This window comes from Micromonospora sp. PTRAS2 (genome assembly GCF_054052245.1).
The window spans coordinates 115,474-130,067 of sequence record NZ_JBSWBU010000006.1 but is presented as its reverse complement, the minus strand read 5'-3'; the positions used below and the strand labels follow the sequence as shown (position 1 = coordinate 130,067).

Below are 14,594 nucleotides of genomic sequence, written 5' to 3'. Positions count from 1 at the left end.
GGTGAAACGGGGTGCCCTGGCCGTGACGGGAGCGTCGGCCGTTGCCGTCCGGTGTGGGGTCTACTACTATTCGGTGTTGTCGCGTGCCGATGGTTGGTGATTGGCTTCGATTGACCTGTTGGGTTGTGGCGTTCCGGCCCGATCCGGCCTTTTGGCGTCTCCGCACAGAACGCGTTCCCGACGGCGAAGCCATGGCTCTACAGACAAGGGTTCCAGCGAGATGCTCATTCTGACCCAGCGGCACATTGGTCGAATAATGGACGAGGTCGGCGTCGACGCATTGCTGACGGAGCTGATCTCGCGCCTCGGCGACAAATTCGTCGAGGTGCACAAGGGTGTGGCCGAGTTGTCGCCCGCCCGGGGAGCGTTCGAGCGGGAGGGACCCGCCCCGGGGGTGATCGAGTGGATGCCGCACCGGGAGCGGAACGACAGCACCACCATCAAGGTCGTCTCGTACACCCCGTCGAACGGCGACGACCACGGCCTGCCGACGATCACCGCCTGCGTGGCGCGCTTCGACGACCGGACCGGGCGTACGACGGTGGTGGCCGACGGCGCGGCGCTCACCGCCCTGCGCACCGGTGCCGCGTCGGCGCTGGCCAGCCGGGCGCTGGCCCACCCCGACAGCCGGACGGTCGGGCTGATCGGCTGTGGCGCCCAGGCGGTCACCCAACTGCACGCCCTGAGCCTCGTCTTCCCGATCGACACGGTGCTGGCCTGGGATGTCGACCCCGCCCACCTGGCGTCCTTCGGCCGCAGGGCCGGCTTCACCGGGCTGGCGGTGACGGCGGCCAGCCCCGACGAGGTGGCGAGGTCCGCCGACATCCTGGTGACGGCGACGTCGGTGGGCATCGGCGCGGGGCCCGTCTTCCCGGATGCCGCACTGCGGGAGCACCTGCACGTCAATGCGGTCGGCTCCGACATCGTCGGCAAGGTCGAGCTGCCCCGGACGTTGGTGGACCGGGCACTCGTCTGTCCCGACCACCCGGAGCAGGCGACACGGGAGGGCGAGAGCCAGGTCCTCGATCCGCGACGCCTCGGCCCCTCGCTCAGCGAGATCTGCGCCGACCCGGGCATCGTGGCGGACGCCCGGCACGGCCAGACGATCTTCGACTCGACCGGCATCGCACTCGAGGACCACGTCGCCCTGGACCTCTTCGTCGAGTGGGCCGCGCAGCTCGGGGTGGGCACGGAGGTCGACTTCTCCGACGAGCCGACCGACGTGCTGAACCCGTACGCCGTCGGCGCGGCGGCCGTGCCCGTGGCGCGGTCGGTGCGCTGACCGGCAGGCAGGTCGTCACGGCGGGCACGCTCGACCCGGCTCGCCTCAGGCGCATGCGGCTGTCGGGCGTCGCACTGTCACCGCCTCGCGCGCCGAATGTGGCCGAGGGGTGAACGCCTGAACCGGCGACGTGTCGACCTGCCGTGGCAGGTTCCGGCCGTCCGCCCGGCCCGCGGGACCAGCGGGCCGGGCGGCGGGCGGTCGGGCCGTAGCCCGATCATCGCCCCGCTCGCGGAGGGTGCGCCGCGCCGCTCAGGCGGAGCAGCCGTGGGGCCCCTCGGTGGTGAGCGTGGCCAACGAGCAGACGGTCACCAGCGGGTAGTACTCCACCATGATCGCCGCGGCGGTCTCCGCCGAGCTGTTCATCGGCACGTTCTGCACGGCGTACGGGAAGTCCGCCACCGGAAGCAGGTGCCGGAGCAGGACCATGTGCGGGACCGTCGGGTACGAGACGGAGAAGGGCACGAAGGTGGTGTTCCTGACGTCCTCGATGGCCGCCCGCTGCCCCTCCGTGCCGAGGACGAAGGCGTAGTTCCCGTGCCGGTCGAGCCGGGTCTCGTCGTTGTAGCGGCAGCCGTAGCTCGTCGACCCGTCGGCGAACCGGTTGATCACGACGGGCTTGTACTGGCCGCCGAGGTTGGTGCACATCGACCAGTAGCGGACCTCGGCGCGCCGGCGGGGCCAGGAGACCGGACGGCTCCCGGAGACCGCCTGCGCTGCCCGGCCCCGGATCACCACGACGTGGTCCGGCCCCGGTGGGAGGAGCCAGGCGCCGAGGTAGGCGTTGTCCGGGTTCGGCGCGAGGTTCTCCACCTCGGAGGTGCGGGTGAAGAGCTTGTCGCCGGTGATCGGGGGAGGGCTGGGGCGATCCGCCTCGCCGGGGCCCTCGGGGTCGTCGCCGACCGCCCGGTCGGTCGAGTCGGAGGTCGCCGCCACGTCCTCCGCCGGGACGGCGGCCGGCGCGGCGGGCGTGGTGGCGGGCGGCGTGGTGGCCGGGGGCGTGGTGGCCGGGGGCGTGGGCGACGGGCTGGTCGGCGGAGAGGGCGGTGGCGGGGTCGGGGTCGGGGTCGGGGTCGGCGGCGGGGCGGGCGGGCAGGTGGGCAGCGTCTTCGACACGCCTCCCTGGGTCAGGGTCACCGTCGGCAGCACCACCGTCGAGTCGCCGCCGGTGGGCAGGTAGACCCGGTAGATCACGGAGGCCTTCGCCCCGGGGAGGGCGTCCTCCCGGGACAGCGGCAACCGGTTGGGCTGCCCGGGGGCCACGTCCGGGCTGAGCGTGAGGGTGAACCGGCCGCCCGGCCTCCGCACGCCCTGCCACGGGTTGGCGCTGCCCGGGTCCGGGGCGATGAGGTAGTCGGGCAGGCTGGAGCTGGCGCCGTTACGACTGAACCAGGTGGGCTTGTCGTCGTAGACGGTGAAGGACGCGTAGCGGGCGTCCGGGTAGACCCCGGAGATGGTGATCTCCAGGTCCTCCGTCACGGGGTAGACGGTCGACCAGTAGGTGGCGGCGCTGTCGGGCCAGTAGGCATTCAGCCCCGTAACCCCGTATTTCGACGCCCACGCGCACTCGGGCATCACGATGGTGGTGGCGGCCGGGCCCTGAGCGTCGACAGGTGCCGCTGTCAGAGGAAGGGCCAGTGCAATCAGCCCGGACGTCCAAAGGAGTGCCCGGCCCGCACTCCGAATCGCTTTTCCCGGAACGGGTATCGTCATGTGATCGACTTGACCACACTCATATTGCAACAAGGTTACACCCGGATCAGCGGTGGACAATTTCCGCCGTTCGGGCCAGGTTGATTCGGTGCCTTCACTGATAGAGGTCGCCCGGAGGGCGGATTGTTCGTTCCGCTCAATACGCCGAAATCCGCCTCATTCAACGGAAAGGGCGCACGCCGGTGAATTCGAGCCGGCTGTCGGCCGGGTGGCCGTCGTCGCCCCGCCGGTGCCGGATCCTGTTGCGGCGCAAGGCGATCCGCATCCCATGGCGGGCCGTCCGGATGGTACGGGAACTGCTGTCCCGCGGCCTGCGGATTGCGCCCGTGGCAGGGGCCGCCGACGCTGTTCTCGGCATGGTGCCCTCCCGCGCGGTCGACGCGGGAGACCCGTGCTCTCGCGGTGGGCGATTCGACTTGTCGCGTCGTATCCCCAGGTCCTCGACACGGTGGTCGGGCATGTCGCGCATCGCGGGGCGGCAATGCCGGAAAGCCGCCCCGGCTGCCGGGCCCCCGTCGATGCCGGCGCGCCCGTTGCCCGGGGAATCACGCGGGCCGGCACCGGTCGTGTGACGGCGACGAAAGGTGCGGGGACGGGCGGGGCGGGCCGCCGCGCAGCCGGCGTCCCGCCCCGCCCGTCGCTCAGACGATCTCGACCCCGTAGACGCTCAGCGCCTCGGTCACCGGCTGGAAGTAGGTGGTGCCGCCGGAGGAGCAGTTGCCGTTGCCGCCCGAGGTGAGGCCCAGGGCGGTGCTCCCGCTGAACAGCGCGCCGCCGCTGTCGCCCGGCTCGGCGCAGACGGTGGTGCGGATCAGCCCGGTGACGGAGCCCTCGACGTAGTTCACCGTGGCGTCGACCGCCTCGACCGTGCCGTCGTGCAGGCCGGTGGTGCTGCCGGAGCGTTGCACGCTCTGCCCGACGAAGGCGTCGGCGGCCGCGGTGATGTCCTGGGTGGTGCCGTCGTAGCGGGAGACGCTGCCGTCGGCGGCCGCCGCGTCGCTGTGCGCGACGATGCCGTAGTCGTCGCCGGGGAAGCTGCCCGTGCCGCCGGAGCCGAGCAGGCTGCTCTGCCCGGAGTCGGCGTACCAGTTGGCGGCGATGTCGGTGCAGTGTCCGGCGGTGAGGAAGTAGTAGGTGTCGCCGCTGCGGACGTTGAAGCCGAGCGAGCAGCGCCCGCCGCCCTCGGCCCAGATCGCCTCGCCGCCAGCGGCCCGGATGCTGAGTGTCCCGGCTTCCCGCTCGATGCGGACGCTGCCGCCGAGGCGGCCGGCGACGGCCTCGACGCGCTGGAGCTGCGCGCCGGTGACGGTGCTGTCGACGGAGACGACGACCTGGTTGGTGGCCGGGTCGGTCCACCACGCGGTGCCGGGGATCCGCGCGGAGCTGTCGAGGGCGGCGGTGGCGCGGGCGAGGTCGTCGGCGCCGCGGGTGACGAGCTTCGGGGTCGCGCCGGCCGCGCGGACCTTCCGGGCGGCGGCGTCGTCGGTCACGGTGACGACCATGGTGCCGTCGGGGCGGGCGTACGCCCCGGCGGAGCGGTCGCCGAGTGCGGCGGCGAGCGCGGTGACCTGGTCTGGGGAGGCGGGCGTCGCGGGTGCGGCCTGGGCGGGAGCGCCGGTCAGCGCGCCGACGACCAGCGCGCCGGCTACCGATGCGGCGGTGGCGCGGCGCAGCGGGGACCCGGAGAGTCGCATGTGGTACCTCCTGGAGCTGAGCACGGGCAGCCTTTCGGGCTGCCCCGGGCAGCCGATCGGCTGGTGAGGCCCACCCGATCGGAGGCGTCGAAGTATTCATAGGTTTAACAATCATCGCAAGAGTGGTGGTTGGCCGGACTCGGCCGTATCTCACACCTTGGGTCCCGACAGTCCGACGAGTGGTGACTCCGATGGTTAGCGCCGGTTTAGCGAGTTTTCGCTGGCTGTCCGGCGGCGGTCGCGAGCCCCGGGCGGCTTGTTTAGTTGCCGTGTGACCGGATGGCGGGACGGGATCGAAAAGTGGCGCTGCGCGCCGCCCGTGTGTCGCCGGCGGCCCTCCCGGCAGGATCGCCACACGTCGATGCCTTGTGAGTGTGAGCGGTCACAAGATACCCTCCGCTACGGGAGCGAAGGGCACGCTCCACCCGACGCCGTCCGCGCGGGAGCCACTGGCGGTCCGTCCGCCCCTGTGCCCCGGCAAGGGCCGCCGGGCACCCCCCCAGCCGATGTGCACCGCGCGCCGCCCGCCCCTGTCCCGGGGTGCCCGGGCGCGACCGTCGACTCGTGTCCTCGTCTGCCACACCATCACAGATTGGGAATGCCAGTGCGAATGTCTGCGAGGGTCCGAGCCGGGCTGGTCCTGGCCGCCGCCGGGCTCGCCGCCTCCGGTACCGCCGCCGTGCTGCCCGCGCGGGCAGCGGCCGCCGGCTGTTCGGTCAGCTACGCCGTGTCGTCGCAGTGGACGGGCGGCTTCGGCGCGAACGTGACGGTGACGAACCTCGGTGACCCGGTCAACGGCTGGTCGCTGACCTGGTCGTACGGGGCGGGGCAGCAGGTGACCCAGGCGTGGAACGCGACGGTGACGCAGAGCGGCGCCCAAGTGGTGGCCCGCAACGTCGGCTACAACGCGACCATCGGCACCAACGCCAGCGTGTCGTTCGGCTTCAACGGTTCCTGGGCCGGCAGCAACCCCGCCCCGACGAGCTTCACCCTCAACGGCACCGCCTGCACGGGCGGCGTCACGAACCCGACCACGCCCCCGCCCACGACCACCCCGCCCCCGACGAGCACGCCCCCGCCCACCACCCCGCCGCCGACGACGCCGCCCACGCAGACGCTGCCGACCAGCTTCACGTGGTCCTCCAGCGGCGCGCTGGTCGGCCCGAAGAACGACGGGCGGGGCATCGCGGGGATCAAGGACCCGTCCGTGGTCTACCACGACGGCAAGTACCACGTGTTCGCCAGCACGGCGCAGACGGCGGGCTACAACCTGGTCTACTTCAACTTCACCGACTGGTCGCAGGCGGGCTCGGCGACGTTCCACTACCTCGACCAGTCGCCCATCGGGACCGGCTACCGGGCGGCCCCGCAGGTGTTCTACTTCGCGCCGCAGCGGCTGTGGTACCTGGTCTACCAGACCGGCAACGCGTCGTACTCGACGAACCCGGACATCAGCAACCCGAACGGGTGGACCGCGCCGAAGCACTTCTACAGCGGCATGCCGCAGATCATCCGCGACAACATCGGCGACGGCTACTGGGTCGACATGTGGGTCATCTGCGACAGCGCCAACTGTCACCTGTTCTCCTCCGACGACAACGGCCACCTCTACCGCTCGCAGACGAGCGTGGCGAACTTCCCCAACGGGATGAGCCAGCCGGTGATCGCGATGCAGGACGCGAACAAGAACCGGCTGTTCGAGGCGTCCAACGTCTACCGGGTCGGCGACCGGTACCTGCTGCTGATCGAGGCGATCGGCGGCGACGGGCGGCGCTGGTTCCGCTCCTGGACCTCCACCAGCATCGCCGGGCCGTGGCAGGCCCTGGCCGCCGAGGAGAACAACCCGTTCGCCCGCCACAACAACGTGACCTTCAGCGGCACGGCCTGGTCGCGGGACATCAGCCACGGTGAGCTGATCCGCAGCGGCAACGACCAGACCCTGCCGATCAGCCCCTGCAACCTGCGCTTCCTCTACCAGGGGCTGGACCCGAACGCCGGTGGCGACTACAACAGCCTGCCCTGGCGGCTGGGCCTGATCACCCAGACCAACTCCACCTGCTGACGGCGTACGTCGGCGGGGTCGACGCTCCGGTGCCGGTCGGACCCACGACCGGCACCGGGATCACCACCGGCAGTGCACCGGCCACAGGCGGGCGCGGACGCGCCGGCCGGCCGAGCCGGTGGGGCCGGTGCGGAGGGGGCGAGCTCCGCACCGGCCCCGTGGTGTGCGCCGGGGGGTTGTACCGTCCAGGGGACCCACGGTGCACCGGGCCCCGGCCCGCCCCGCGGGAGCAGGCACGCCGGTGGGAGGAAACCATGAGTGACTACGACGGCCCGGACGAGTCCGGGGTGCTGCAGCCGGAGGACAGCCTGGACGACCGGGGGGTGGCCGACGTCCTCGACGAGGGCTGGTCGCCCGCGGAGCGGCCGTGGGCGGTCGACGACTGGGGCACCACGGCCCGCGAACAGGAGCAGGGGGAGAGCCTCGCCGGCCGGCTCCGGCGCGAGCTGCCGGAGGGCGACGACTGGGCCGGCGACGGCCTCGGCGACGCGAGCGACACCGACGGCGAGCTGATCGACGACGAGGTGGGCGACGGGCGGGCCGGGCGGCTGGTCTCGGCCTACGGCGGCGACGACTCCGACAGCCTCGACCTGTACGCCACCGACATCGGCGTCGACGGCGCGGCGGCCTCCGCCGAGGAGGCCGCGATGCACGTCGTCTCCGACCGGGACTACTGACCGGCCGGCGCGCCCGCCCCGGCCGGGAAACGCTCGATGTTCTCCACCACCCAGCGGCGCAGCCGGGCCAACGGCTCGCACGCGTCCCACCCGAGGGCGGTCAGGGAGTATTCCACGTGCAGCGGCACCGCCGGATACACCGTGCGGTCGACGAGGCCGTGTTCTTCCAGGCGGCGCAGTGTGGCGGTGAGCACCTTCGGGCTGATCCCGTCGAGGCGGGCGCGGAGTTCGCCGAAGCGCCGGGGCCCGTCCTCCAGCGCCCCCAACGCCAGCGCGCTCCACTTGTTGGCCAGCAGGTCCAGGATGTGGCGGCACGGGCAGGACGCGTCGTAGACGTCGTGGGCCCGTCCGCATGCGGTGGTGAGCACCCGGCCATCGTAGTTCCCTTCGGATACCAATGACCGTTGACGGTAACTAGGGCCGGCGAAATAGCGTCCCGGGCATGGCTGAACTGATGCGTGCGGTCGGGTACCGCAGGAACCTGCCCAGCTCCGATCCGTCCTCACTGCTCGACCTGACCCTCCCCGTCCCGACCCTCGGGGACCACGACCTTCTCGTCCGGGTCGAGGCCGTCTCCGTCAACCCGGCCGACGTCAAGGTCCGCGCCGGCAGCGCGCCGGGCGACGAGCCGAAGATCCTCGGGTACGACGCCGCCGGCGTGGTGGAGCGCGTCGGCCCGGCCGTCACCCTCTTCGCCCCCGGCGACGAGGTCTGGTACGCGGGCTCGATGGTCCGCCCCGGCACGAACTCCGAGCTGCACCTGGTCGACGAGCGCATCGTCGGGCCGAAGCCGGCGTCGCTGGACTTCGCCGAGGCCGCGGCCCTGCCGCTGACGGCGCTCACCGCGTGGGAGTCCCTGTTCGACCGGCTCCGGCTGACCGCCACCAGCACCGGCACCCTGCTGGTCCTGGGCGCGGCCGGCGGGGTGGGCTCCATCCTCGTCCAGCTCGCCCGGCACCTGACCGACGTCGAGGTCGTCGGGACGGCGTCGCGCCCCGAGTCCCGGCGGTTCGTCCTCGACCAGGGCGCGCACCGGGTCGTCGACTACCACGAGGACCTCGTCGAGGCGCTGCCCGGCGGCGTCGACCACGTCTTCAGCCCGTTCTCCGCCGGGATGGTCGAGACCTTCGCCCGGATCGTGCGCCCGTTCGGGGCCGTGGTCGCCATCGACGAGCCGCCGGGCCTGGACCTGCTGCCGCTCAAGGCCAAGAGCATCTCCTGGCACTGGGAGCTGATGTTCACCCGGCCCCTGTACGATCCGGCCAGCCTCGCGCAGCACCACATCCTGCGGCGGGTCGCCGAGCTGGTGGACCAGGGGGTGCTGCGGACCACGATGACCACGCGGATCGACGGCATCGACGCGGCCAACCTGCGGCGGGCGCACGCCGCGGTCGAGAGCGGTGCGACGATCGGCAAGATCGTCCTCGCCGGGTTCTGAGTCGCCGGGTTCCGGGGCCCACGGGTCGGGCCCGCGTCACGGCCAGTCCGGCCGCCGCGGCAGGGCGAACCGCCAGCCCTCCGCCGCCAGGACGGGCACGACGCGTTCGACCGTGTCGACGGTCTGGCTGCGGTCGCCGCCCCCGTCGTGCAGCAGTACCACGGCCCCCGGGGTGATCCCGTCGCGCAGGCGGCGGACCAGCTCGTCGGTGCCCGGCGGGTCCCAGTCGCCGAGGGCCAACCGCCAGCCCAGCGGCCGCATGCCCATGGCGGCGGCCACGGCGGGCGTCCGGCCCCAGGCGCCGTAGGGGGCGCGGAAGTACGGGATCCGCGCCCCCGGCACGGCACGGCGGATGGCCGCGTCGGCCTCCCGCAGGTCCGCCTCGATCCGCTCGGCGGACCAGGAGCTCATGTCCTCGTGGCGCATGCTGTGGTTGCCCAGGGTGTGCCCGTCGGCCACGATCCGGCGTACCACGTCGGGGTGGGCGTCGACGTGCTCGCCCCACAGGCAGAACACTGCCGTGATGCCGTGCCGGCGCAGCACGTCGAGCAGGCGCGGCGTGTCGGCGGGGTTCGGCCCGTCGTCGAAGGTGAGGCCGAGCACCCGCCCCCCACCCCGGGTGGTGTCGACGATGTCGGCGCTCACCCCGGGGCGGGGCGCGGGGACAGGTCGCATCGGACCGTCAGTGTTCCCGGTAGGTGGCCAGGTCGAAGTCCGCGTGGGCGCCGTCGCCGCCGAGGTCCTGCACCCACAGCCCGAGCAGGGCCCCGGTGAAGCCCCACGCCGCCGGCTCGCCGTCGATGATCAGCGCGGCGTGCTCGTCCGACAGGATCGTCGCGTCCAGCTCCACCGGGATCCGCCGCCACCCGGCGCCGAGGTCGTACCAGAAGCGCACCACGGGCCCGTCGAACTCGGCCCGCAGGCCCACCGGGCCGGTGCCGGGCGCGTCGACGGTGAGTTCGGGGTACGCGGTGCGCCGCCCGCTGTCGGAGCTGAGCAGCTCCAGCACCCGTCGGCCGTCGTCGGCCCGGGTGAGGTAGAGGTGGTGCCAGTTGAGGGTGTTGTAGTAGGCGGTCACCCCGGCGAGCTGGTAGTGGTCGACCGGGTCGAACTCGACGACGGTCTCCAGGGAGCAGTGCGTGGCGCCGACGCGCCGCGCGACCAGGCTGGGCGCCTGCTTGCCCACCGGCGACTGTCCCCCGTGGACACGCAGGTGGGAGGGGCGGATGCGCAGGTCGACCCAGTCGTCGGTGGCGGGCCGGCGCAGCGTCGACCAGGACGCGCCCAGCTCGCCGGCGTCGAAGTGGTCGGTGACGGGCTCGTCGGGCCACGGGTGCAGGGGCAGGCCGGGCCCCGCGACCTCGTCCGCCGGCACGCCGCCGGGGACGCTCGGCCAGCCACCGGCGGGCCAGTCGACCCGCTGGATGGCGGTCTCCCGCCCCAGCACGCAGTTGCCCAGCGGGGTGTAGGGGCGGCCGACGAGGTGCGCCAGGTACCAGTCGCCGTGCTGGGTGTGCACCAGGCTGCCGTGCCCGGCCTTCTGCAGCGACAGGTCGGGCCGGCCCACCGAGGTCAGCAGCGGTCCCGCCGGGTCCACCTCGTACGGCCCGAGCAGCTCGCGGGAGCGGGCCACCGTGACCTGGTGTTCCCAGCTGGTGCCCCCCTCGGCGGTGACCAGCCAGTACCAGCCGTCGTGACGGTAGATGTGCGGGCCCTCGGTGAGCCCGACCGACGTGCCGGTGAACAGCAGTTGGGGGCGGCCCACGAGGCGGCGCCGGGCGCGGTCGTAGCGCTGGATCTCGATGCCGGCGAAGCGGTCGCGCCCGGGTCGCCAGTCCGCGCGCATGCTCAGCATCCAGGTGCTGCCGTCGTCGTCGTGGAACAGCGACGCGTCGAAGCCGCGCCCGTGCAGCTGCACCGGATCCGACCAGGGGCCGGCGATGTCGGGCGCGGTGATGAGGTAGTTCTGCGGGTCCCAGTAGCCGCTGGCGAAGCTGGCCACGTCGCTGTAGACGAGGAAGAACTGCCCGTCGTGCCAGGTCAGGTCCGGTGCCCACACCCCGTTGGAGTCGCCGCAGCCGCGCAGGTCGAGCAGGCGGCGTTCGGTGACGATCCCGCCGAGCGGGCGCCAGTGCACGAGGTCGCGGGAGTGGTGCACGCGGACGCCCGGGTACCACTCGAACGTGGAGGTGGCCAGGTAGTAGTCGTCGCCGACCCGCAGGATCGACGGGTCCGGGTGGAACCCGGGAAGGACGGGGTTGCGGATCGACCGGGCAGCGGTCGCCACGTCAGCGGTCTCGGTCGACACGTCGGCTCCTCTGGTGCGGCTTTCGGAACTTCCGGACGCTCGGCCCGGATTATCGGTAGGTGCCGACCACGGTAGCCGTTGACGTCGCCTTAGGACAGACCCCTTGACCCGGACATACGCTTCGTCGTAGCGTGCCCGCCATCGATCGGTAATACCGGCGAAGCATTGGAACTTCCGAAGATAACGTCGAGTCCTGCCGGCTCGATCAGCATCCGAGCACCTCGTGAGTCCCCGAAGGGATGGACCATGTCAGCGCACCTCTCCCGCAGAACGCTGCTCGGCCTCGTCGGCGCCGGCGCCGGCGCCTACCTGCTCAGCGGCTGTAGCGGCGACGACGAATCCGGCGACCCGAACGCCCCGCAGACCATCGACTGGTGGCACATCCAGAACACCGAGCCGATGCTGCCGGTGTGGGCGGCGGCGGCCGAGGAGTACAAGACCGCGCACTCGAACGTCAAGATCGAGATTCAGCCGCTGGAGAACGAGGCGTTCAAGGCGAAGCTGACCACCGCCACCCAGGCCGGGTCCCCGCCCGACCTCTTCCAGTCGTGGGGCGGCGGGGTGCTCCGGCAGCAGGCGGAGGCCGGCCTGGTCAAGGACATCACCGACGACGTGCAGCCGTGGATCGGGAGCCTGCTGCCCCTGTCCCTGGAGCCCTACACCATCGACGGCAAGATCTACGGCGTGCCGTTCGACATCGGCATGGTCGGGTTCTGGTACAACAAGGACCTCTTCGCCAAGGCCCAGATCACCGAGCCGCCGACCACCTGGGCCGCGCTGCTCGACACGGTCCGCAAGCTCAAGGCCGCCGGCATCGTCCCGATCGCGCTGGCCGGCAAGGAGAAGTGGCCCGCCCACTTCTACTGGGCCTACCTGTCCATGCGCATCGGTGGGCTCGGCGCCCTCCAGCAGGCCGCCAAGGACAAGAACTTCGACACCCCCGACTTCGTGGCCGCCGGCGACCGGCTCAAGGAACTGGTCGACCTGCAGCCGTTCCAGAAGGGCTTCCTCGGCGCCGAGTACGGCTCCCCGGACGGCCAGGCCGCCACCATGGGCAACGGCGGCGCCGCCCTGGAGCTGATGGGGCAGTGGGCCCCGTCCGTGCAGGCGTCCAGCTCCACCAGCAAGAAGGGCATCGGCGACAAGCTCGGCTTCTTCCCGTTCCCGGCCGTCGACGGCGGCAAGGGCTCCGCCACGGAGGTGTTCGGCGGCGGCAACGGCTTCGCCGTCGGCAAGGACGCCCCCGCGGCGACCCTCGACTTCCTCAAGGCCCTGCTCAGCGTCGACAGCCAGCGCAAGTCCGCCAAGACCGGCGCGGTGCTGCCGACGGTCAAGGAGGCGACCGACGCGATCTCCGACCCCAACAACAAGACCGTCGCGCAGGCCCTGGCCAGCGCGACCGGCTTCCAGCTCTACCTCGACCAGGCGTACCCGCCCGCCGTCGGCCAGCAGGTCAACGACAGCGTCGCCGAACTGATCGCCGGCAACAAGACGTCCGCGCAGATCCTCAAGGACATCACCGCGGTCGCGAAGAGCCAGTAGCCGTGGCCCGCCCCGTGGCCCGCTGAGAGAATCGAGTGGAACACGTATGACCAGGCCATCGACCGTGCCGGACACCAGGCGCGGCGGCCCGGCGACCGACCCGCCGGGGCCGGGCACCGCGCGACGGCGCGGCGCCCGGCCCCGGCCGGGCCGCCGCCGCGTCCTCGCCGCCTTCCTGACCCCGGCCCTGGCGCTGTTCCTGCTGCTGGTCATCGCCCCCATCGTGGTGGCCAGCTACGCCAGCCTCTACAAGTGGAACGGCTTCGGCCTGCCGGAGAACTTCGTCGGGCTGGACAACTACACGCGCGCCTTCGGCGACCCGACGTTCCGCGGCGACCTGTGGCACGCCCTCGTGCTGATCGTGCTGTCGCTGACCGTCCAGCTGCCCGCCGCGCTGGGCCTGGCCATGCTGCTCAACCAGCCCCTGCGGGGCCGCAGCATCTACCGGCTGATCTTCTTCGCCCCGTACGTGCTCTCCGAGGTCACCACCGCCGTCCTGTTCAACCTGGTGTTCTCGCCGAACCGGGGGCTGGGCGACTCGATCGCGCGGTGGCTGGGCTCCGACGCCGGCACGATCTTCGCCGACCCGGACACCGTGCTGTACGCCGTCTTCATGATCGTGTCCTGGAAGTACTTCGGGCTCTACATGATGCTCTTCCTGGCCGCCCGGCAGGGCATCCCCAAGGAGCTGAACGAGGCGGCCACCACCGACGGCGCCGGCCCCTGGCAGGCCTTCCGGCACGTCACCCTGCCCCTGCTCGGGCCGACGATCCGGATCAGCGTCTTCCTGTCGGTCATCGGCACCATCCAGCTGTTCGACATGGTCTGGGTACTCACCGGCGGCGGCCCCATCCACGCCTCCGAGACCATGGCCGTGACGATGTTCCAGTACGGCTTCCGCCGCTTCGAGGTCGGCTACGCCAGCGCGATCAGCATCGTCATGTTCCTGCTGAGCTTCGTGTTCGCCCTCGTCTACCAGCGCGTCGTGCTGCGCCGCGACACCGAGGGCGCGATCACCAACCAGGGAGACAACCGATGACCAGCACGGCGAACCCCGCCCTGCGGGCCCGCCGCCTCGTGTTGCACCTCGTCTGCATCGCCGTCGGCGCGGTCATCGTCGTGCCGGTCCTGTTCGGGGTGCTCGGCGGGTTCAAGGACAACGGGCAGCTGTCCACCAATCCCCTCGGCCTGCCCGACCCGTGGGCGCCGAGCAACTACACCGACATCCTCGCCTCCGAGGTGTTCTGGCGGCAGTTGGGCAACAGCGTCCTCATCGCGGTGACCGGCACGTTCATCATGGTCGCCGCGGCGGCGATGGCCGCGTTCGTCTTCGCGCGCTTCGCGTTCCGGGGGCGGGAGCTGCTGTTCACCCTCTTCGGCGTGGGGCTGATGTTCCCGTTCGCGGTGGCCATCCTGCCGTTGTTCGTGCTGCTGCGTGGCCTGGGCCTGCTGGACAACCCGCTCGGGGTGATCCTGCCCCAGGCCGCGTTCGGCCTGCCGATCACCGTCATCATCCTGCGGCAGTTCTTCCGCACCATCCCCGGCGAGGTCGAGGAGGCGGCGATCCTCGACGGGTGCAGCCCGTTCGGGTTCTTCTGGCGGATCCTGCTGCCGATGGCCCGCCCCGCGCTGGCCACCGTCTCCGTGCTGGCCCTCGTGACCAGCTGGAACAACTTCATGCTCCCGCTGGTCGTGTTCACCGACCAGAGCTGGTGGACCCTGCCCGTCGGGGTCCAGGCGTTCCAGGGGCAGTACTCCGACGACACCGCAAGGGTGCTCGCCTACGTGGTGCTGTCCATGGTGCCGGCGCTCGGCTTCTACGCCGTGGCCGAACGCCAGCTCATCAGCGGTCTCTCGGGCAGTGTCAAGGGGTGACCG

Annotated in this window: 12 protein-coding genes; 7 read left to right on the top strand and 5 right to left on the bottom strand. The window is 71.9% G+C overall.

The window, feature by feature from the left end:
- The first annotated feature begins 220 nt into the window (after positions 1-220).
- Positions 221-1,282, top strand: a complete 1,062-nt coding sequence (locus ACVMYR_RS20460) for an ornithine cyclodeaminase family protein (protein ID WP_228986505.1) — start codon at positions 221-223, stop codon at positions 1,280-1,282.
- Between the two features lie 252 nt (positions 1,283-1,534).
- Here ACVMYR_RS20460 and ACVMYR_RS20455 read toward each other — a convergent pair whose 3' ends face one another.
- Both ACVMYR_RS20455 and ACVMYR_RS20450 read right to left on the bottom strand, forming a co-directional pair.
- Positions 1,535-2,857, bottom strand: coding sequence for a hypothetical protein (locus ACVMYR_RS20455; protein ID WP_457122441.1), 1,323 nt, complete (start codon positions 2,855-2,857; stop codon positions 1,535-1,537).
- Positions 2,858-3,636: 779 nt separating this feature from the next.
- Entirely contained in the window at positions 3,637-4,689 is a 1,053-nt protein-coding gene (locus ACVMYR_RS20450) for a S1 family peptidase (protein ID WP_077937465.1), read from the bottom strand.
- Between the two features lie 610 nt (positions 4,690-5,299).
- On the opposite strand from ACVMYR_RS20450, the gene ACVMYR_RS20445 reads away from it, so the two are divergent.
- Positions 5,300-6,751 carry a non-reducing end alpha-L-arabinofuranosidase family hydrolase gene (locus ACVMYR_RS20445; protein ID WP_396790202.1) on the top strand — a complete coding sequence of 484 codons (1,452 nt, stop codon included), beginning with the start codon at positions 5,300-5,302 and terminating at the stop codon, positions 6,749-6,751.
- Positions 6,752-7,005: 254 nt separating this feature from the next.
- The gene (locus ACVMYR_RS20440) at positions 7,006-7,428 is read left to right on the top strand and encodes a DUF5709 domain-containing protein (protein WP_077937897.1); all 423 of its coding nucleotides are present in this window, start codon (positions 7,006-7,008) and stop codon (positions 7,426-7,428) included.
- On the opposite strand, the gene ACVMYR_RS20435 is transcribed toward ACVMYR_RS20440, so the two are convergent.
- Complete coding sequence (locus tag ACVMYR_RS20435) at positions 7,422-7,796, bottom strand: winged helix-turn-helix transcriptional regulator (protein ID WP_043963116.1); 375 nt, start codon at positions 7,794-7,796, stop codon at positions 7,422-7,424. The genes ACVMYR_RS20440 and ACVMYR_RS20435 overlap by 7 nt on opposite strands.
- Before the next feature lie 74 nt (positions 7,797-7,870).
- On the opposite strand from ACVMYR_RS20435, the gene ACVMYR_RS20430 reads away from it, so the two are divergent.
- Positions 7,871-8,866: a zinc-binding alcohol dehydrogenase family protein gene (locus tag ACVMYR_RS20430; RefSeq protein WP_228986507.1), complete on the top strand. Its 996-nt coding sequence runs from the start codon at positions 7,871-7,873 to the stop codon at positions 8,864-8,866.
- Between the two features lie 36 nt (positions 8,867-8,902).
- On the opposite strand, the gene ACVMYR_RS20425 is transcribed toward ACVMYR_RS20430, so the two are convergent.
- Both ACVMYR_RS20425 and ACVMYR_RS20420 read right to left on the bottom strand, forming a co-directional pair.
- On the bottom strand, positions 8,903-9,541 hold the full coding sequence (locus ACVMYR_RS20425) for a polysaccharide deacetylase family protein (RefSeq protein WP_077937898.1): 639 nt from the start codon (positions 9,539-9,541) through the stop codon (positions 8,903-8,905).
- 7 nt (positions 9,542-9,548) lie between these two features.
- The gene (locus ACVMYR_RS20420; protein ID WP_457122440.1) at positions 9,549-11,174 is read right to left on the bottom strand and encodes a glycoside hydrolase family 43 protein; all 1,626 of its coding nucleotides are present in this window, start codon (positions 11,172-11,174) and stop codon (positions 9,549-9,551) included.
- Positions 11,175-11,420: 246 nt separating this feature from the next.
- On the opposite strand from ACVMYR_RS20420, the gene ACVMYR_RS20415 reads away from it, so the two are divergent.
- Genes ACVMYR_RS20415 through ACVMYR_RS20405 form a run of 3 tightly spaced genes read left to right on the top strand, consistent with a single transcriptional unit; the run spans position 11,421 to position 14,591 of the window.
- Entirely contained in the window at positions 11,421-12,716 is a 1,296-nt protein-coding gene (locus ACVMYR_RS20415; protein ID WP_077937900.1) for an ABC transporter substrate-binding protein, read from the top strand.
- A 46-nt stretch (positions 12,717-12,762) separates the two neighbouring features.
- Positions 12,763-13,755 (top strand): carbohydrate ABC transporter permease, encoded by a 993-nt coding sequence (locus tag ACVMYR_RS20410; protein ID WP_077937901.1) that lies wholly within the window; start codon positions 12,763-12,765, stop codon positions 13,753-13,755.
- On the top strand, positions 13,752-14,591 hold the full coding sequence (locus tag ACVMYR_RS20405) for a carbohydrate ABC transporter permease (protein WP_043963122.1): 840 nt from the start codon (positions 13,752-13,754) through the stop codon (positions 14,589-14,591). The genes ACVMYR_RS20410 and ACVMYR_RS20405 overlap by 4 nt, the downstream gene beginning before the upstream one ends.
- Positions 14,592-14,594 lie beyond the last annotated feature (3 nt).